At 62.8% G+C, this 19,026-nt stretch carries 16 protein-coding genes; 6 read left to right on the top strand and 10 right to left on the bottom strand.

Annotation, left to right across the window (positions count from 1 at the left end):
* Positions 1 to 262: 262 nt before the first annotated feature.
* Both MnOB_RS20530 and ppsA read right to left on the bottom strand, forming a co-directional pair.
* Positions 263 to 1,249: an alpha/beta fold hydrolase gene (locus tag MnOB_RS20530; RefSeq protein WP_077526067.1), complete on the bottom strand. Its 987-nt coding sequence runs from the start codon at positions 1,247 to 1,249 to the stop codon at positions 263 to 265.
* A gap of 65 nt (positions 1,250 to 1,314) precedes the next feature.
* Positions 1,315 to 3,684, bottom strand: coding sequence for a phosphoenolpyruvate synthase (ppsA, locus tag MnOB_RS20535; RefSeq protein WP_077526068.1), 2,370 nt, complete (start codon positions 3,682 to 3,684; stop codon positions 1,315 to 1,317).
* Between the two features lie 164 nt (positions 3,685 to 3,848).
* Here ppsA and ppsR point away from each other — a divergent pair, with 164 nt between their 5' ends.
* Positions 3,849 to 4,667, top strand: a complete 819-nt coding sequence (ppsR, locus tag MnOB_RS20540; RefSeq protein WP_077526069.1) for a posphoenolpyruvate synthetase regulatory kinase/phosphorylase PpsR — start codon at positions 3,849 to 3,851, stop codon at positions 4,665 to 4,667.
* Between the two features lie 53 nt (positions 4,668 to 4,720).
* Here the strand turns inward: ppsR and prpF are convergent, their stop codons facing one another.
* From prpF to MnOB_RS20565, 5 genes are all read right to left on the bottom strand, one after another.
* On the bottom strand, positions 4,721 to 5,908 hold the full coding sequence (gene prpF, locus MnOB_RS20545) for a 2-methylaconitate cis-trans isomerase PrpF (RefSeq protein WP_077526070.1): 1,188 nt from the start codon (positions 5,906 to 5,908) through the stop codon (positions 4,721 to 4,723).
* A gap of 131 nt (positions 5,909 to 6,039) precedes the next feature.
* Entirely contained in the window at positions 6,040 to 8,661 is a 2,622-nt protein-coding gene (acnD, locus tag MnOB_RS20550; protein WP_077526071.1) for a Fe/S-dependent 2-methylisocitrate dehydratase AcnD, read from the bottom strand.
* Between the two features lie 2 nt (positions 8,662 to 8,663).
* Entirely contained in the window at positions 8,664 to 9,821 is a 1,158-nt protein-coding gene (prpC, locus tag MnOB_RS20555; RefSeq protein ID WP_077526072.1) for a bifunctional 2-methylcitrate synthase/citrate synthase, read from the bottom strand.
* A gap of 87 nt (positions 9,822 to 9,908) precedes the next feature.
* A complete protein-coding gene (gene prpB / locus MnOB_RS20560; protein WP_077526073.1) occupies positions 9,909 to 10,793 on the bottom strand; it encodes a methylisocitrate lyase in 885 nt (294 codons plus the stop codon).
* Positions 10,790 to 11,512, bottom strand: coding sequence for a GntR family transcriptional regulator (locus MnOB_RS20565; RefSeq protein WP_077526074.1), 723 nt, complete (start codon positions 11,510 to 11,512; stop codon positions 10,790 to 10,792). Before MnOB_RS20565 ends, prpB begins: the two co-directional genes overlap by 4 nt.
* A 303-nt stretch (positions 11,513 to 11,815) precedes the next feature.
* Between MnOB_RS20565 and rloA the strand changes: the two genes are divergently transcribed.
* From rloA to MnOB_RS20580, 3 genes are read left to right on the top strand one after another with little or no spacing between them, the layout of a single operon-like run.
* A complete protein-coding gene (rloA, locus tag MnOB_RS20570; RefSeq protein WP_077526075.1) occupies positions 11,816 to 12,352 on the top strand; it encodes a retropepsin-like aspartic peptidase RloA in 537 nt (178 codons plus the stop codon).
* A gap of 5 nt (positions 12,353 to 12,357) precedes the next feature.
* Positions 12,358 to 13,884 carry an osmotic stress tolerance membrane protein RloB gene (rloB, locus tag MnOB_RS20575; protein WP_077526076.1) on the top strand — a complete coding sequence of 509 codons (1,527 nt, stop codon included), beginning with the start codon at positions 12,358 to 12,360 and terminating at the stop codon, positions 13,882 to 13,884.
* Positions 13,885 to 13,887: 3 nt separating this feature from the next.
* Positions 13,888 to 14,874 (top strand): alpha-L-glutamate ligase-like protein, encoded by a 987-nt coding sequence (locus MnOB_RS20580; RefSeq protein ID WP_077526077.1) that lies wholly within the window; start codon positions 13,888 to 13,890, stop codon positions 14,872 to 14,874.
* A gap of 225 nt (positions 14,875 to 15,099) precedes the next feature.
* Here the strand turns inward: MnOB_RS20580 and speE are convergent, their stop codons facing one another.
* Positions 15,100 to 15,960: a polyamine aminopropyltransferase gene (gene speE, locus MnOB_RS20585; RefSeq protein ID WP_077526078.1), complete on the bottom strand. Its 861-nt coding sequence runs from the start codon at positions 15,958 to 15,960 to the stop codon at positions 15,100 to 15,102.
* Positions 15,961 to 16,167: 207 nt separating this feature from the next.
* Here speE and MnOB_RS20590 point away from each other — a divergent pair, with 207 nt between their 5' ends.
* Positions 16,168 to 17,028 carry a DNA-3-methyladenine glycosylase family protein gene (locus MnOB_RS20590; RefSeq protein WP_077526129.1) on the top strand — a complete coding sequence of 287 codons (861 nt, stop codon included), beginning with the start codon at positions 16,168 to 16,170 and terminating at the stop codon, positions 17,026 to 17,028.
* 2 nt (positions 17,029 to 17,030) lie between these two features.
* The gene (locus tag MnOB_RS20595; RefSeq protein WP_077526079.1) at positions 17,031 to 17,531 is read left to right on the top strand and encodes a methylated-DNA--[protein]-cysteine S-methyltransferase; all 501 of its coding nucleotides are present in this window, start codon (positions 17,031 to 17,033) and stop codon (positions 17,529 to 17,531) included.
* Position 17,532: 1 nt separating this feature from the next.
* Here the strand turns inward: MnOB_RS20595 and MnOB_RS20600 are convergent, their stop codons facing one another.
* Together MnOB_RS20600 and mtnC are read right to left on the bottom strand one after the other, a co-directional pair.
* On the bottom strand, positions 17,533 to 18,090 hold the full coding sequence (locus tag MnOB_RS20600) for a histidine phosphatase family protein (RefSeq protein WP_077526080.1): 558 nt from the start codon (positions 18,088 to 18,090) through the stop codon (positions 17,533 to 17,535).
* A gap of 184 nt (positions 18,091 to 18,274) precedes the next feature.
* Positions 18,275 to 18,958, bottom strand: a complete 684-nt coding sequence (gene mtnC, locus MnOB_RS20605) for an acireductone synthase (protein WP_077526081.1) — start codon at positions 18,956 to 18,958, stop codon at positions 18,275 to 18,277.
* Positions 18,959 to 19,026: the final 68 nt, after the last annotated feature.

The raw sequence follows: 19,026 nt of genomic DNA on the forward strand, positions 1-19,026 counted from the left end.
CCGCTGGCCAACGTCGAAGGCAATGCTCACAGTCCTCCGGGGTGGCTTCGTAGAGCGGCGCGCCCTGATGTGGGCAGCGATTTTCCATGAGGATCAGCTGCTGATCAACGACGTTCAGCAACGATCACCATCCACCCACCTGCAAAGCGCCGTTCAATCACCCCACCACGACGAATGCGAAGCCTCCGCCGCTCAATGATTCCCGCCATCTTTAGCACAGCATTCCGGCACCCGAAACCAGAAACTACGGGCAGCAGGCGGACTAGAGCGCCGCGCCCTCCGCGGATGATGCTGTCGCGGGCAGACACAGGTGCTCCAGCCAGTGGGCAACCAGCGGCCAGACTTCACGTTCGGCAACCTTGCTCACCAGCATTTCGATGTGTCCGAAGTCGTCGCTGAATCCCTCGTCCTTCGCCAGCCGCAGGAAATGGCTGTACTCCCGAGGCACTTGCTCCACCAGCTTGCGGCATGCCCAGACAGGATCCTGCAGGTCACCCGCAGCCGCCACGCCCAGCACGGGGATACGCACGTCCGCCAACCCGGCCCACCAATCCCGCTCGGCATCGCCGAATCGACCGAACAGGCCGTGCCAACGCATGCTCTCCAGGACAAGACCGATGGGTTCGTCTTCCGGCCCGCGCTTGAGGCGCGAACCCGATAGGACCTGGAATCGCTTGAGCAGCATTCGCCCACCCCACGCCACCGGCGGTACTTTCAGCGGCCAGTAGACCCGACTGACCTGGCTGCCGAACAACGCGGCGGACGCCACGTCCTCTTCACCCAGATAGTGCCCGCCCAAGGCAGCCGCAAGGGTCGTGCCGCCCAGGGAATGCCCTATCCAGTGCGGTGCCTGGCCGCATTGCTCGCGAACGAAGGCCGCAATGGCGGGCAGATCGAAGCGTGCGTAGTCGGCCACACGGTTACGGCGGTAATGCTGGTTACGCGGCGACAGGCCGTGACCGCGCATCTCGGCGATCCATACATCGAAGCCGGCCCGGACCAGATAGGGCCCAAGACCCAGGCCTTTGGGCGAATACCAGAACCGGCGATTGGAAAAACTCCCGTGGAGCAGGATGACCGGCACACCCCGAGCCGCCTCGTGGCCTGGAAGGCCAAGACGCGTCAGGACCAGCTCGACACTGGGATCAGGACTATTGCCGGGCTTGAGGCGATAGACGTCTTCGGTCAGATCACCACGGAGCTCCGCGCTCATCAACGCAACGGGAAAGAGTTCGCTACTGCTTTGCATGATTGCTGCTTGCACAAAAAAAGGGCGGGTTTCAAACCCGCCCTTTTTGTTTCGACTTACGAGGATCAGGCCTGACCTTCCGCCAGGAAGAACCAGGTATCCAACACGGAGTCAGGGTTCAGGGACACACTCTCGATGCCCTGCTCCATCAGCCACTTGGCCAGATCCGGGTGGTCGGACGGGCCCTGGCCGCAGATGCCGATGTACTTGCCAGCGTTGTTGCAGGCGGAAATGGCGTTGGCCAGCAGCTTCTTGACCGCCGGGTTACGCTCGTCGAACAGGTGGGCGACGATGCCGGAGTCACGGTCCAGGCCCAGGGTCAGCTGGGTCAGGTCGTTGGAGCCGATGGAGAAGCCATCGAAGAATTCCAGGAATTCATCGGCCAGCAGCGCGTTGGACGGCAGCTCGCACATCATGATGACTTTCAGGCCATTCTCACCGCGCTTCAGGCCATTGCTGGCCAGCAGCTCGACCACCTGGCTCGCCTCGCCCAGGGTACGCACGAACGGAACCATGATCTCGACGTTGGTCAGGCCCATCTCGTTGCGCACTTTCTTCAGCGCACGGCATTCCAGTTCGAAGCAGTCACGGAAGGACTCGCTGATATAGCGGGAAGCACCGCGGAAGCCCAGCATCGGGTTCTCTTCTTCCGGCTCGTACAGCTTGCCGCCGATCAGGTTGGCGTACTCGTTGGACTTGAAGTCCGACAGGCGCACGATGACTTTCTTCGGCCAGAAGGCCGCTGCCAGGGTGCTGATGCCTTCGACCAGTTTCTCGACGTAGAAGCCAACCGGGTCGTGGTAACCGGCGATGCGCTTCTCGACGCTCTCCTTGATCTCCGCCGGCAGGCTGGCGAAGTTCAGCAGCGCTTTCGGGTGCACGCCGATCATGCGGTTGATGATGAATTCCAGGCGAGCCAGGCCCACGCCTTCGTTGGGCAGCTGGGCGAAATCGAAGGCACGATCCGGGTTGCCGACGTTCATCATGATCTTGAACGGCAGGTCGGGCATGGCATCGACGGAGTTGGTGCGGATATCGAAGCCCAGTTGGCCTTCGAAGATGAAGCCGGTGTCACCCTCGGCGCAGGAAACGGTTACGCCCTGGCCATCCTGAAGCACCTGGGTGGCGTTGCCGCAACCCACGACTGCAGGAATGCCGAGCTCACGGGCGATGATCGCCGCGTGGCAGGTGCGGCCGCCACGGTTGGTGACGATAGCGCTGGCGCGCTTCATCACGGGCTCCCAGTCCGGGTCGGTCATGTCGGAGACCAGCACGTCGCCCGGCTGGACCTTGTCCATCTCGGATACGTCGTGGATCACGCGGACCTGGCCGGCGCCGATGCGCTGGCCGATGGCACGACCTTCCACCAGGACCTTGCCCTTTTCCTTGAGCAGGTAGCGCTCCATCACGGTGGCGCTGGAACGGCTCTTCACGGTTTCCGGACGAGCCTGAACGATGTACAGCTTGCCGTCGTCACCGTCCTTGGCCCACTCGATGTCCATTGGGCGGCCGTAGTGTTTCTCGATGATCAGGGCCTGCTTGGCCAGCTCGGTCACTTCAGCGTCGGACAGGGAGAAGCGGGCGCGGTCGGCGCGGTCGACGTCCACGGTCTTCACCGACTTGCCGGCCTTGGCTTCCTCGCCATAGATCATCTTGATCGCCTTGCTGCCCAGGTTGCGGCGCAGGATGGCGGGACGACCGGTTTCCAGAGTCGCCTTGTGCACGTAGAACTCGTCAGGGTTGACGGCGCCTTGCACCACGGTCTCGCCGAGGCCGTAGGCGGAGGTGATGAACACCACATCACGGAAACCGGATTCGGTATCCAGGGTGAACATCACGCCGGCGGTACCGGTTTCCGAGCGGACCATGCGCTGTACGCCAGCGGACAGTGCGACCAGCTTGTGGTCGAAGCCCTGGTGCACGCGGTAGGCAATGGCGCGGTCGTTGAACAGGGAAGCGAAGACTTCCTTGGCAGCGCGGATAACGTTGTCCACGCCGCGGATGTTCAGGAAGGTTTCCTGCTGACCGGCAAAGGATGCGTCAGGCAGGTCTTCGGCGGTGGCGGAGGAGCGCACAGCCACGGCCATGTTGTCGTTACCGGCGGCCATCGCGGTGAAGGCGGTGCGGATTTCCGCATCCAGACGGGCCGGGAATTCGGCGTCCATCACCCACTGACGGATCTGCGCGCCAGTCTTGGCGAGGGCAATGACGTCATCTACGTCCAGGGCATCGAGGGCAGCGTGGATGCGATTATTCAGGCCGCTCTGCTCGAGGAAGTCACGGTAGGCCTGGGCAGTAGTGGCGAAACCACCGGGAACGGAAACACCGGCACCAGCCAGATTGCTGATCATCTCGCCCAGGGATGCGTTCTTGCCCCCCACATGCTCAACATCGTGAACGCCGAGCTTATCGAGGGAAACTACGTACTCTACCAAGGTGATCTCTCCACTATTTGTTGGAAAAGCTCATGCGGAACAGCTCCGCAGCGTTCTGGCGCTTGTCCAGAAAAATACGTCACAATGCCGACCGGCTGGGGCCTGGCGAAAAACGCGGCCTATCATAGCCAAGAATCGATCCTGACTTAAGGCCTTTGGCGCAAATGAAACGAACCGCTTTCTTCATTTCCGACGGTACCGGTATCACTGCGGAAACCCTTGGCCAGAGCCTCCTGGCGCAGTTCGAAACCATCACCTTCAACAAGATCACGCGGCCCTATATCGACAGCGTTGAAAAAGCGCGCGCCATGGTACAGCAAATCAACAAGGCTGCGGAGGTGGACGGGGCCCGCCCGATCATCTTCGACACCATCGTAAACCAGGAAATCCGCGACATCCTGGCCACTTCCAACGGCTTCATGATCGACATTTTCTCGACCTTCCTTTCGCCACTGGAACAAGAACTTACCTCACATTCGTCCTACTCGGTCGGCAAATCTCACTCGATTGGTCACCACACCAATTACATGGAGCGGATCGAGGCAGTGAACTTCGCCCTGGACAACGACGATGGCGCCCGCACGCACTACTACGACAAGGCCGACCTGATCCTCGTCGGCGTGTCTCGCTGCGGGAAGACTCCGACCTGCCTATATATGGCAATGCAATACGGAATTCGTGCCGCAAATTATCCGCTTACCGAAGAGGATATGGAGCGACTGCAACTCCCCGCCGCCCTGAAAAAGTACAAGAACAAGCTGTTCGGCCTGACCATCGACCCGGACCGCCTCACCGCTATCCGCAACGAGCGCAAGCCCAACAGTCGCTACGCCAGCTTCGCCCAGTGCGAGTTCGAAGTACGCGAGGTGGAAAACCTCTTCCGCCGCGAGAACATCACCTTCATCAACTCCACCCATTTCTCGGTAGAAGAGATTTCCGCCAAGATCCTGGTGGAGAAAGGCGTCGAACGCCGCCTCAAGTAAACCAACTGCCGATGAAAAAGCCCGCTTCGGCGGGCTTTTTCATGACTGCCGTTTTAGAAGGAATCGCCAGGCACGCGAACCCAACCTTCCATCAGTACCCGGGCACTGCGGCTCATGATGGCCTTGGTGACCTGCCACTGACCGTCTACCTGACGGGCCTCGGCGCCCACGCGCAGGGTGCCGGACGGATGCCCGAATCGCACGGCAGTGCGCTCGCCGCCACCGGCCGCGAGGTTCACCAGGGTGCCGGGGATGGCCGCGGCAGTGCCGATAGCCACGGCGGCGGTGCCCATCATGGCGTGATGCAGCTTGCCCATGGACAGTGCACGCACCAGCAGGTCGACGTCGCCGGCCTTCACTTCCTTGCGACTGGACGACAGGTAATCCCTGGGCGGCGCAACGAAGGCAATCTTCGGCGTGTGCTGCCGGGTGGCGGCCTCCTCCGCACTCTTGATCAGCCCCATGCGCAGGGCCCCGGCGATCCGGATTGCCTCGAACCGTGCCAGCGCTTCAGGATTGCCGTTGATGTCCTCACGCAACTCGGTGCCGCTGTAGCCGATGGCCTCGGCATTGACGAAAACCGTGGGGATACCGGCGGTGATCATGGTTGCCTTGAGCGTACCGATACCGGGCACTTCCAGGTCATCCACCAGGTTTCCGGTCGGGAACATCGAACCGCCCTCCTCGCCGTCGTCGGACGGATCGATGAACTCCAGCACGATTTCCGCCGCTGGGAAGGTCACGCCGTCGAGTTCGAAGTCGCCGGTTTCCTGGATCTGGCCATTGGTGACCGGCACATGGGCAATGATGGTTTTCTGGATATTGGCCTGCCAGATGCGCACCACGCAGGTTCCGTTGTCGGGAATCCGCGCCGGATCCACCAGCCCGGCATGCAGCGCGAAGGCGCCAGCGGCGGTAGAGAGATTGCCGCAGTTGCCACTCCAGTCGACGAAGGCCTTGTCGATGGAAATCTGACCGTAAAGGTAGTCGACGTCGTGATCCGGCTGACTGCTCTTGGACAGGATCACGCACTTGCTGGTACTGGAAGTCGCGCCGCCCATGCCGTCGATATGCGCAGAGTACGGGTCGGGACTGCCGATCACTCGCATGAACAGCTTGTCACGCGCTTCGCCGGGCACCTGGCAGCGCTCGGGCAGGTCCTGCAGGCGGAAGAACACGCCCTTGCTGGTGCCACCGCGGATGTAGGTGGCGGGGATTTTCACTTGGGGTACGTGGGCCATGAATATTGTCCTGAAAGGCTTTGAATGCCCTTCTCCCCCTGGGAGAAGGTGCCCGAAGGGCGGATGAGGGAAGACAGGTGCCATCCCTCACCCCAACCCTCTCTCTGAGGGAGAGGGGGCTGTCTCGTGCCTTAGCCGACAGCTTTTTCCGACGAGGACTCAAGAAAGTCCTGGGCGAAGCGCTGCAGCACGCCACCAGCCTCGTAGATCGACACCTCTTCGGCGGTATCCAGACGGCAGGTCACCGGCACCTTGAGGGATTCGCCATTGGTACGGCGGATGACCAGGGTCAGGTCGGCACGCGGCTTTCGCTCGCCGATCACGTCGAAGGTCTCGGTGCCGTCGATGCCGAGGGTCTTGCGGGTGGTACCCGGCTTGAACTCCAGCGGCAGCACACCCATGCCGATCAGGTTGGTGCGGTGAATGCGCTCGAAGCCTTCGGCCACGATCGACTCGACACCCGCCAGACGCACGCCCTTGGCCGCCCAGTCACGGGACGAACCCTGGCCGTAGTCGGCGCCAGCAATGATGATCAGCGGCTGCTTGCGATCCATGTAGGTCTCGATGGCTTCCCACATGCGCATGACCTTGCCTTCCGGCTCGACGCGCGCCAGGGAACCCTTCTTAACCTCGCCCTCCACGACGGCCATTTCGTTCACCAACTGAGGGTTGGCGAAAGTGGCGCGTTGAGCGGTGAGGTGATCGCCACGGTGGGTGGCGTAGGAGTTGAAGTCCTCCTCCGGCAGGCCCATTTTCGCCAGGTACTCGCCAGCCGCCGAGTTGGCCAGGATGGCGTTGGACGGCGACAGGTGGTCGGTGGTGATGTTGTCCGGCAGTACAGCCAGGGGACGCATGCCCTTGAGGGTACGCTCACCAGCCAGGGCGCCTTCCCAGTACGGCGGACGGCGGATGTAGGTGCTCATCGGACGCCAGTCGTACAGCGGGCTCTCGGCTTCCTTCACGGTGCCGAGGTCGAACATCGGGATGTAGATCTGCTTGAACTGCTCGGGCTTCACCGAAGCGGCGACGATGGCGTCGATCTCCTCGTCGCTCGGCCAAAGGTCCTTCAGGGTGACAGGATTGCCGGCCTGATCATGACCCAGTACGTCCTGCTCGATATCGAAGCGCACGGTACCGGCGATTGCGTAGGCCACCACCAGCGGCGGCGAGGCCAGGAAAGCCTGCTTGGCGTACGGGTGGATACGGCCGTCGAAGTTACGGTTACCGGACAGCACCGCCGTGGAATAAAGGTCACGGTCGATGATTTCCTGCTGGATCACCGGGTCCAGCGCACCGGACATGCCGTTGCAGGTGGTGCAGGCGTAGGCGACGATGCCGAAGCCGAGCTTCTCCAGTTCCGGCAGCAGGCCGGATTCTTCCAGGTACAGCTTGGCGACCTTCGAGCCCGGCGCGAAAGACGTCTTCACCCAGGGCTTGCTCACCAGCCCGAGGTCGTTGGCCTTCTTCGCCAGCAGACCGGCGGCCACGACGTTGCGCGGGTTGGAGGTGTTGGTGCAGCTGGTGATGGCGGCGATGATTACCGCGCCATCCGGCATCAGGCCATCGGCTTCCTCGGCCTTGCCGGCTTCCAGCTTGGCCTCGTCGGCGATACCGCGCTCGGCCAGCGCGGAAGTCGGCAGTCGACGATGGGGGTTGGAAGGACCCGCCATGTTGCGCACCACGCTGGACAGGTCGAACTGCAGCACGCGCTCGTACTCGGCGGTGACCAGCGCATCAGCCCACAGGCCGGTGGTCCGGGCGTAGTTTTCCACCAGCTCTACCTGCTCCGGCTCGCGGCCAGTCAGCTTGAGGTAGTCGATGGTTTGCTGGTCGATGTAGAACATCGCCGCGGTGGCGCCGTATTCCGGGCACATGTTGGAAATGGTGGCGCGGTCACCGATGGACAGGCTGTCAGCACCTTCGCCGAAGAACTCGACGTAAGCGCCCACCACCTTCTCCTTGCGCAGGAACTCGGTCAGGGCCAGGACGATATCGGTGGCAGTGATGCCGGGCTGGCGCTTGCCGGTCAGCTTGACGCCGACGATGTCGGGCAGGCGCATCATCGACGCGCGGCCGAGCATCACGGTTTCCGCTTCCAGGCCGCCCACGCCAATGGCGATCACGCCAAGGGCGTCAACGTGCGGGGTGTGGCTGTCGGTGCCGACGCAGGTGTCGGGGAAGGCCACGCCGCCACGCGCCTGGATCACCGGGCTCATTTTCTCCAGATTGATCTGGTGCATGATGCCGTTGCCGGCCGGGATCACATCGACGTTCTTGAACGCGGTCTTGGTCCACTCGATGAAGTGGAAGCGGTCCTCGTTGCGGCGCTCCTCGACAGCACGGTTCTTCTCGAAGGCATCCGGATCGGAGCCACCGAATTCCACCGCCAGCGAGTGGTCGACGATCAACTGGGTCGGCACCACCGGGTTGACCTTGGACGGATCACCGCCCTGATCGGCGATGGCGTCGCGCAGGCCGGCCAGGTCCACCAGGGCGGTCTGCCCGAGGATGTCATGGCAGACCACGCGGGCCGGGTACCAGGGGAAGTCCAGGTCGCGCTTGCGTTCGATCAGCTGCTTGAGCGAATCGGTCAGCATGGCCGGGTCGCAACGGCGCACCAGTTGCTCGGCCAGCACGCGGGAGGTGTACGGCAGCGTGGCGTAGGCACCCGGAGCGATGGCATCCACCGCCTCGCGGGTATCGAAGTAGTCGAGCGCCGTGCCCGGCAGGCTCTTGCGGTATTGGCTATTCATGATTAGGCACGGTCCTTCAGGGGAACGAACTTCAGGTCTTCCGGGCCGACGTAGTTGGCGCTCGGGCGGATGATCTTGCCGTCGATGCGTTGTTCGATGACGTGGGAGGACCAGCCGGAAGTACGGGCGATCACGAACAGCGGGGTGAACATGGCGGTGGGCACGCCCATCATGTGGTAGCTCACGGCGCTGAACCAATCGAGGTTGGGGAACATCTTCTTGATTTCCCACATGGTCGATTCAAGGCGCTCGGCGATGTCGAACATCTTGGTGTTCTTCTGCTCGTCGGAGAGCTCGCGAGCCACTTCCTTGATCACCTTGTTGCGCGGGTCGGACACGGTGTAGACCGGGTGGCCGAAACCGATCACCACTTCCTTCTTCTCGACGCGGGCGCGGATGTCGGCTTCCGCCTCGGCCGGATTGTCGTAGCGCTTCTGGATCTCGAAGGCCACCTCGTTGGCGCCGCCGTGCTTCGGCCCACGCAGCGCGCCGATGGCGCCAGTGATGCAGGAGAACATGTCGGAGCCGGTACCAGCGATCACGCGGGAGGTGAAGGTGGAGGCGTTGAATTCGTGCTCGGCGTAGAGGATCAGCGACGTGTGCATGGCGCGGACCCAGGAGTCGCGCGGCTTCTCGCCGTGCAGCAGGTGCAGGAAATGACCGCCGATGGAGTCGTCGTCGGTCTCGACGTCGATGCGCTTGCCGTTGTGGCTGAAGTGGTACCAGTAGAGCAGCGCGGAGCCGAGGGAAGCCATCAGCTTGTCGGCGATATCGCGAGCGCCCGGATGGTTGTGATCATCCTTCTCCGGGGACAGGCAGCCCAGCACGGAAACGGCGGTACGCATCACGTCCATCGGGTGGGCTGACGGCGGCAGTTGCTCAAGGGCAGCCTTGACGCCAGCCGGCAGGCCGCGCAGGGCCTTCAGCTTGGCTTTGTAGCCAGCCAGTTCGGCGACGTTCGGCAGCTTTCCGTGCACCAGCAGGTGAGCGATTTCCTCGAACTCACAGGCGTTGGCGAAATCGAGAATGTCGTAGCCACGGTAGTGCAGGTCATTGCCGGTGCGGCCAACGGTGCACAGAGCGGTGTTGCCAGCGGCGGTGCCACTCAGGGCCACGGACTTCTTCGGTTTGAAGGCAGTAGTGGTTTCGGAAGCGCTCATCGCGTGATTCTCCTCATTTCAATCCGGTAGTTTGAGTCTTGTTATTCCGCAGGCCGCCCCATTAATGAGGAGGCGGCCCACTTCCGGTTACTTCTTGGCGGCGAACAGCGCGTCGAGCTTCTGCTCGAAGGCGTGGTAGCCGATGCGGTCGTACAGTTCCGCGCGGGTCTGCATCAGGTCGATGACTTCCTTCTGATGGCCGTCGCGGCGAATCGCGGTGTAAACAGCCTCGGCTGCCTTGTTGGCGGCACGGAAGGCAGACAGCGGATAAAGCTGGATGGCGACGCCGACCGAAGCCAGCTCGTCGCGCGAGAACAGCGGGGTCGCGCCGAACTCGGTGATGTTGGCCAGCACCGGCACGCCCAGCGCATCGACGAAGCGCTTGTAGGTCGGCAGGTCGTAGGCGGCTTCGGCGAAGATGGCGTCGGCACCCGCTTCCACGTACTGCTGGCAGCGCTCGATGGCAGCGTCCACACCTTCAGCCTGGATGGCGTCGGTACGGGCAATCAGGAAGAAAGCCGGATCGGTCTTGGCATCGGCAGCGGCACGGACGCGATCGACCATCTCTTCGGTGGATACGATTTCCTTGCCCGGACGGTGACCGCAGCGCTTGGCGCCAACCTGGTCTTCGATGTGGGCAGCGGCCGCGCCAGCCTTGATCAGGTTCTTGACGGTGCGCTCGATGTTGAAGGCGCTCGGGCCGAAGCCGGTGTCGATGTCCACCAGCAGCGGCAGGTCGCACACGTCGGTGATGCGGCGTACGTCGGTGAGCACGTCATCGAGGGTGTTGATGCCCAGGTCCGGCAGGCCCAGCGAACCCGCGGCGACACCGCCGCCGGACAGGTAGATGGCCTTGAAGCCGGCGCGCTTGGCCAGCAGCGCATGGTTGGCGTTGATGGCGCCGATGACCTGCAGAGGATGTTCTTCGGCGATGGCGTCGCGGAAGCGCTGGCCGGCGGTTTTCTGACTCATGACTCACCTCGTGTTTTGGACGGGTTGGCGAGCGCTTCCTGGTAGTGGCGCTCGATATTGCGCTTGGAGGCACCGATGTGACGGCGCATCAGCAACTCGGCCAGTTCGCCGTCACGATCGGCGATGGCATCGAGAATTCGGTGGTGCTCGTTGAAGGCCTGGCGCGGCCGGTTCGGCACGGAAGAAAACTGTAGTCGGTACATGCGCACGAGCTGGTACAGCTCGCCACAAAGCATCTTGGTCAGGGTCTGGTTGCCGCTGCCCTGGATGATCCGGTAGTGGAAGTCGAAGTCGCCTTCCTGCTGGTAGTAGCCGCGTCCGGCCTGGAAGGCCTCGTCGCGTTCGTGGGTATCCAGCACCCGGCGCAGCTCGTCGATCTCCGACTGACTCATGCGCTCGGCGGCCAGGCGACAGGCCATGCCTTCCAGGGATTCGCGAATTTCGTACAGCTCGATCAGTTCGGCATGCCCGAGCGAGACCACCCGCGCACCAACATGCGGCACACGAACCAGCAGACGCTGGCCTTCCAGACGATGGATAGCTTCACGCAGCGGTCCGCGACTGATGCCGTAGGTCCGCGCCAGCTCTGGCTCTGAGATCTTGCTGCCCGGAGCGATCTCGCCGCGCACGATGGCCGTCTGGATGCGCCGGAATACGCTCTCGGAGAGGGTTTCCGAGTCCAACTGATCAGTAACGGTGGCTTCAGGAGCGTCAATCATGATTGTCGACACATTGCTGTTTGATGGCGCAAAACTACCCCCACCAACCCGGACATGTCAAACAATCACCGACCAATTGTCGACAATCCGTCTAATAGCTGAAAAATCGGGTACGCATCACGCTCCAGCACCTGAAGCCATAAGCGTCTGTCGCACCGGAAAATCCGCGTGTTAGAATGCGCGCCGCCAGCGCCAGTCTGGGCGCCAATGACTTGCCTGCTAGACTCCCAGACCAGGCGCCGCAGCCAAGATGGCCGTGGGCCGGGCTCCTGGACCGATGACCGCGTTACGCTCAAAGGACTTATGACACTCAAGCCCTTCGCCCCCTTTGCCTGCCTGCTTGCCCTCCCCGGACTTGGCTTCGCCACTGAGAAGACCGTCTACGGTCTCAATGAATACGCCAAGCTGAAGGATCTCGACCTGGAGGTCGCCGCCAAGCTCGACACCGGTGCCAAGACCGCATCCCTCAGTGCGCGCGATATCAAGCGCTTCAAGAAGGACGGCGAACCCTGGGTGCGCTTCTACCTGGCCATCGACGACGCCCACGAACACCCGATCGAGCGTCCTCTGGCCCGCATCAGCAAGATCAAACGCCGCGCCGGGGACTTCGACCCCGAGGAAGGCAAGACCTACACCGCACGCCCGGTCATCGAACTGGAGGTGTGCATGGGCAAGGCCCTGCGGCAGATCGAAGTGAACCTGACCGACCGTAGTGCTTTCCAATACCCGCTTCTGATCGGTTCCGAGGCGCTCAAGCGCTTCGATGCACTGGTCGACCCGAGCCTTAAATACGCTGCCGGCAAACCCGGCTGTGCCACCGACGCAAACTCTGACGAGTAACCCACATGCGCTCTCTTACCCTGCATCTGAAAGTCCTGATCACCCTGTTGGTGAGCCTGGGCGTTCTGATAACGGCCTACCAGATATTCATTCAGGGCATTCCGATCACCGAGGATGCGACCGACGATCTCTGGAACATCGACGCCAAGGTCGAGTTCCAGGCGAACCCGCGCGATCCGGTGAAGGTCCAGATGTTCGTTCCGCCGCTGAACCGGGACTACGTCAGCCTCAACGAGAGCTTCATTTCCAACAACTATGGGGTGAGCATCAATCGCGCCGACGGCAACCGTAAGGTGACCTGGTCTGCCCGTCGCGCCAGTGGCAACCAGACCCTCTACTACCGCCTGGTATTGACCAAGCGCTACAGCGGCGAGAAGCCCAAGGACAAGGGTCCGATCTTCCGTGACAGCATTCCGGTGGAAGGTCCCGAGAAAATCGCCGCCGAAGCGCTGCTGGCTCCCATCCGCCAGCACTCGGCCGACGTCGAGACCTTCATCAGCGAGACCATCAAGCGGGTCAACAACCTGAACGATGACAACGTCAAGCTGCTGCTGGCCGGCGACACCGGTACACCGAACAAGGCCAAGGCCATCGAGCTGCTGCTGTCCATCGCCCACGTGCCGATGGAGCGCGTCCACACCATTCGCCTGATGAGCGAGCAGGCCCAGAGTCCCGAACTCTGGCTGCGCAGCTTCAACGGCGAGAACTGGCTGTACTTCAATCCGGACACTGGCGAGCAGGGCCTGCCCAGCGACCGCCTGATCTGGTGGACCGGTGACGACAATCTGATCAACGTCGATGGCGGCAAAAAGGTCCAGGTGACCTTCAGCATGAACAACAGCGAGATGAACGCCATCCGCCTGGCCAAGCTGACCGACGAGAACACCGACGCCGACTTCCTCGAGTACTCGCTCTACGGCCTGCCGCTGCAGACCCAGCAGACCTACCAGATCATGATCATGATCCCGATCGGCGTGTTGGTGATCCTGATCCTGCGTAACCTCGGCGGCCTGCAGACCCTGGGTACCTTCACCCCGGTGCTGATCGCCCTCGCCTTCCGCGAAACCCAACTGGGCTTCGGCATCGTGCTGTTCACCATCATCACCGCGCTCGGCCTGTCGCTACGGTCGTACCTTGAGCACTTGAAGCTACAGATGTTGCCAAGGCTCTCGGTGGTGCTGACCTTCGTGGTGGTGCTGATCGCGGTGATCAGCCTGCTGAGCCACAAGCTCGGCCTGGAACGCGGTCTGTCCGTCGCCCTGTTCCCGATGGTGATCCTGACCATGACCATCGAACGCCTGTCCATCACCTGGGAAGAGCGCGGCGGCGGCCATGCCTTCAAGGTGGCCATCGGCACCCTGGTCGCGGCCACCCTGGCGCACCTGCTGATGACCGTGCCGGAGCTGACCTACTTCATCTTCACCTTCCCGGCCGTGCTGCTGATCATGGTGGGCTTCATGCTGGCGATGGGTCGCTACCGCGGCTACCGCCTGACCGAGCTCTTCCGCTTCAAAGCCTTCCTGAAGGACTGAGCCATGTTCGGCCTGATCAAGACGTGGAAAGCCCTCGAAGCCAAAGGCATCATGGGCATCAATCGGCGAAACGCGGACTACGTGCTGAAGTACAACAAACGGCACCTGTACCCGATCGTCGACGACAAGATCATCACCAAGCAGCGCGCCATCGAGGCGGGGATTCACGTACCCGAAATGTACGGGGTCATCTCCACCGAGAAGGAAATCGAGAAGCTCGACGAGATCATCGGTGAGCGTAACGACTTCGTGATCAAGCCGGCGCAAGGCGCCGGCGGCGACGGCATCCTGGTAATCGCCGACCGCTTCGAAGGTCGCTACAAGACGGTTTCCGGCAAGATCATCAGCCACGAGGAAATCGAGCATCAGATTTCCTCGATCCTCACCGGTCTCTACTCCCTCGGCGGGCACCGTGACCGCGCGCTGATCGAGTACCGCGTAACCCCGGACCAGATCTTCAAGAGCATCAGCTACGAAGGCGTACCGGACATCCGCATCATCGTGCTGATGGGTTATCCGGTGATGGCCATGCTGCGCCTGCCGACCCGGCAGTCCAACGGCAAGGCCAACCTCCACCAGGGCGCCATCGGCGTCGGCGTGGACTTGGCCACCGGCGTTACCCTGCGCGGCACCTGGCTGAACAACAAGATCGCCAAACACCCGGACACCACCAACGCGGTGGACGGCGTGCAGCTGCCCAACTGGGACGGCTTCATGAAGTTGGCGGCCGGTTGCTACGAGCTGTGCGGCCTGGGTTACATCGGTGTCGACATGGTGCTGGACCAGGACAAGGGCCCGTTGATCCTCGAACTCAACGCCCGCCCCGGCCTGAACATCCAGATCGCCAACGACTGCGGCCTGACCCACCGTGCCCATGCCGTCGAGGCCCGCCTCGAAGAGCTGAAGGCCAAGGGTATCCAGGAAACTCCGGAAGAACGCGTGCGCTTTTCCCAGGAGCTCTTCGGCTACGTACGGCCAACGGAGATCTGATTCGCCGCTTCAAGAAAAAGCCCGGCCAAGTGCCGGGCTTTTTCATTCTGAGTATCCAGCCAGGACCGAAGGTGGGCTGCATCCGTAGGGTGGACCACGCTTTACCGGTCCACCATTGGCGGCTTAGCTGGGCACCGCTGGTGGATGAAGAAGCGTCATCCACCCTACGAAAAGCGGAATCAAAAAAGGGGCCTTTCGGCCCCTTCTTCATTTACCCGTGCAACCTCAATCGTTGCTCGGCTTGTTCACCGCGTGCAGGACGTACTGCGGCAGGGCAAAGGCGCCGACGTGGATTTCCGGGTTGTAGTAGCGGGTCACGATACCGCTGCCGGCATAACGCTGGCGCAGGGTCTCCACCGGAAGCTTGCGCAGCTCGGCGTCGGTAGCGCCCCAGGCGAAGGTCATGGCGCCGCCGATGTAGGTCGGCACGGCGGCCTGGTAGAAGTGCCAGTCGGCGAACAGGCTGTCCATGCGGCCGGCAGTGGTCTGCACTTCGCCAAGCTGCATGAAGGGGGTGCCGTTCTGGGTGACCAGCACGCCGCCGTCGTTCAGGCAGCGGCGGCAGGCCTGGTAGAAGTTCTCGGAGAACAGCACCTCGCCCGGACCGATGGGATCGGTGGAGTCGGAGATGATGACGTCGAACTTCTCCTGGGTGGTGGCGACGAAGCGCATGCCGTCGTCGATCACCAGGTTCAGGCGCGGATCGTCATAGGCGCCCTTGGAGTGGTTCGGCAGGAACTCCTTGCACATCTCGACCACGGTCCCATCGATCTCGACCATGGTGATGCGCTCGATATCGCGATGCTTGCTCACTTCGCGCAGCATGCCGCCGTCGCCGCCGCCAATGATCAGGACGCTCTTCACCGCCCCATGGGCGAGGATCGGTACGTGGGTGAGCATCTCGTGATAGATGAACTCGTCCGCCTCGGTGGTCTGGATCACGCCGTCGAGGGCCATGACACGCCCCATGCGCGAGTTCTCGAAGATCACCAGGTGCTGGTGCTCCGTGCGCACTTCGTGCAGCAGCTTGTCCATGCGGAAGCGCTGGCCGTAACCGTCGTAGAGAGTTTCCTGATAATCGCCCATGGGTTGTCTCCCCTGCTGGCTGTAATAGCGGACGGTGCCACCGCCCCATGAAAAGGCGCGCATTCTACTGTGGCTTGGATGTCAGGTCGAACCGCGGCGGGAGAATTTGAAAGTCAGTTTTGCAGAGACGACGCGGCGCCAGGAGGATATCGTCGCACCATGACCGCTAACGCTCCCTTTCCAGATTCCCGCGAGCCCATCAAGCCCATGCGCCTTGAATACTTCGAGCCCTGGAGCTGGAAGCAGTTCCAGCAACATTTCGCCTTGCGCCGTCTACCGGGTGTCGAGCAGCTGACCTCCGACAGTTACTGCCGCAGCTTCCGACTGGGTGAGCGCAGCGGCTGGTTTCGCCTGCGACCACTGCCCGGTGCCCTGGAGCTGGAGCTGAGCCCCTCGGCCCAGGACCTTGCGCCCCGACTGGCACCGCGCGTTCGCCAGATGTTCGACCTGGACAGCGACCCGGCCGCCATCGCCCATCACCTGGGCCGCGATCCATTGCTACAGGATCTGCTGGCCCGCTTTCCGGGCCTGCGCCTACCGGTCGCCTTCGACCCATTCGAGCAAGGAGTGCGCACCATCATCGGCCAGCAGGTGACGGTAAAGGCCGCCGTGACTATCGCTGGACGCCTGGTGGAGCGCCTTGGCGAGCCACTAGTGGACGCAGAAGACCACGGACCGCAGCGACTCTTCCCTACCCCACAAGCCATCGCCGACGATCCGCTACCCGGCATCGGCATGCCCGGCAAACGTGTCGACACATTGCGCCGATTCGCCGGGGCAGTAGCCGACGGCAGCCTGGAACTGAGCCTGGCCGCCGGCGTCGAAGCCCTGGTTGAACGCCTTTGCGCCCTGCCCGGCATCGGCCGCTGGACGGCCGAGTACATCGCCCTGCGCGCCTTTGGTCAGCCGGACGCCTTCCCCACCGCCGACCTGGGCCTGCTCAAGTCGCCACTCTGGGGCCCCGGCGGGATCAGCGCGAAGGAACTGGCCGGCCGCGCCGAGCAATGGCGCCCGTGGCGCGCCTACGCCGCCGTCTATCTCTGGCAGAGCTACGCAGAGGAGCAATGAAGATGCATTTCCGCTATCACGAAAGTCCCACCGGCCCTCTGCTGCTGGCCGGCGACGAGTCCGGCTTGCAGATGCTCTATATGGACAACGAAGGACGCGGCTACCCGGACGAAAGCTGGGAGGCAGCCGGACGACGGCTGGACGAACCTTGCCGCCAGCTAGAGCGCTATTTCGAGGGCCGCCTGAAACGCTTCGACCTATCGCTGGCTCCCCGCGGCACCCCGTTCCAGCAGCGAGTCTGGCAGGCCCTCCTGCAGATTCCCTACGGTCAAACCACCAGCTATAGCGAACTGGCAGAACGACTAGGCAATCCGAAAGCGGTACGTGCGGTAGGAACCGCCAACGGCGCCAATCCCATTTCCATCATCATTCCCTGCCACCGGGTCATCGGCCGCGATGGCAGCCTGACCGGATATGCCGGCGGCCTGCCGCGCAAGGCACTGCTACTCAAGCTGGAAGGCGTGAAGCTGCAGCCGGAACAGGACCAGTTGCTGCTGATCTGACTCAAGGCTGGCGGACGCGCGCCAATACCTTCGGCGGATCAGCCAGCGGCAGCTCGATGATCAGCCCCTCCCCGCTCTTGGGCGCGACCCCGGTCAGGGCCTTGATGTTCACCTGGTGACTGACCATCACCACCGGGCGATCCTTGGGCACTTTGTCGATGGCCTTGCGCAACTCCACCGTCTGCGCCGCCTGGCTGTCGGGGTCGCTGAAGAAGGAATCCAGCGCCGACAGGGATTCGACCGCCCCTAGCCCCATCTCCTGCGCGGTGTCCTGCGCGCGACACCAGGTGCTGGTGTAGAGACGTGGCTGTTCGACCTTGCGCCGCACCAGCAACTTGCCCCAGCGCCGAGCTTCCTGGCGCCCCTTGTCGCTGAGATTGCGCTGGGTACTGCAATCGCCCAGGCGGAAGCCTTCCGGGTCGCCGGTGCCGGGGGCGGTGGTATGGCGCAGCAGGAGAAACGCCTTGCCCTCGCGCAGCGCCTGCCAGGCCGACTTCTGGTCAGCGGCCGCCGGCAATGCCAGCAGCGCCACCATCATCAGGACCAGTAGGCGGGTCATTGCCCGGCCGCCAGTTGCACCGTCCGGTCGCGGGTTGCCCTGTACAGGCCCGGGGCGGGGCTATCCGTATCGATGCAAAGGCAGGAATCCATGGGGGGACGCTCCCAGGTGGATGCAGTCACCCCAAGGATAGATCGGCCGATCGAAGCCTTCCTCGTGCTCCGTCAGACGATTTCAGGAAGAGTCAGAAACGCGCCAGATCGATCACCGCGAAGCTCGCCACCGTTTCGTGGCCCTCGAGCACGCCACCCTCGCGCGCCAGGCCGATTGTCTGCATGCCGGCCTCGCGGGCGGCATCCAGCTCCTGGACCACGTCGGAGAGGAAGAGAATCTCCTCGCCGGGTCGGCCGATGGCAGCGGCGATGCGCTGATAGGACGCAGCCTCGCGCTTGGGTCCAGAGGTCGTGTCGAAGTAGCCGGAGAAGTGCGGGGTCAGATCGCCCGCCTCGGAGCAGCCGAAAATCAGCTTCTGGGCCTGGATGGAACCAGAGGAATAAACGTAGAGCGCGTAGCCTTCCCGTTTCCACCGACCCAGCGCTTCCACCGCATCCGGGTAGACATGCCCCTTGAGCTGGCCGGCGCGATAGCCCTGCTCCCAGACCATGCCCTGCAGGGCCTTCAGCGGCGTGGCCTTGCGGTCTTCGGCAATCCAGCCGAGGAGGATCTCCACGACCCGTTCCAGACTGGCGCCGGCTTCGCCGCTTTCCTCGCGCACGGCCTCGACCTGCTGCAACACCGCCGGTTCGTCGGCATGAGTCAGGACGAACTCCGGCAAGTGGCTGGCGGCAAAGGGGAACAGCACGTCGTAAACGAAGCTCACCGCGCTGGTGGTGCCTTCGATGTCAGTGAGGATGGCCTTGATGGACATGGGAACTCCAGATGAATCGGATGTGCCGTCGTAGGAGCCTGCTTGCTGGCGAAATCACAACGCTTCGC

This window comes from Metapseudomonas resinovorans (assembly GCF_002003485.1).
Classification (GTDB): Bacteria; Pseudomonadota; Gammaproteobacteria; order Pseudomonadales; family Pseudomonadaceae; genus Metapseudomonas; species Metapseudomonas resinovorans_D.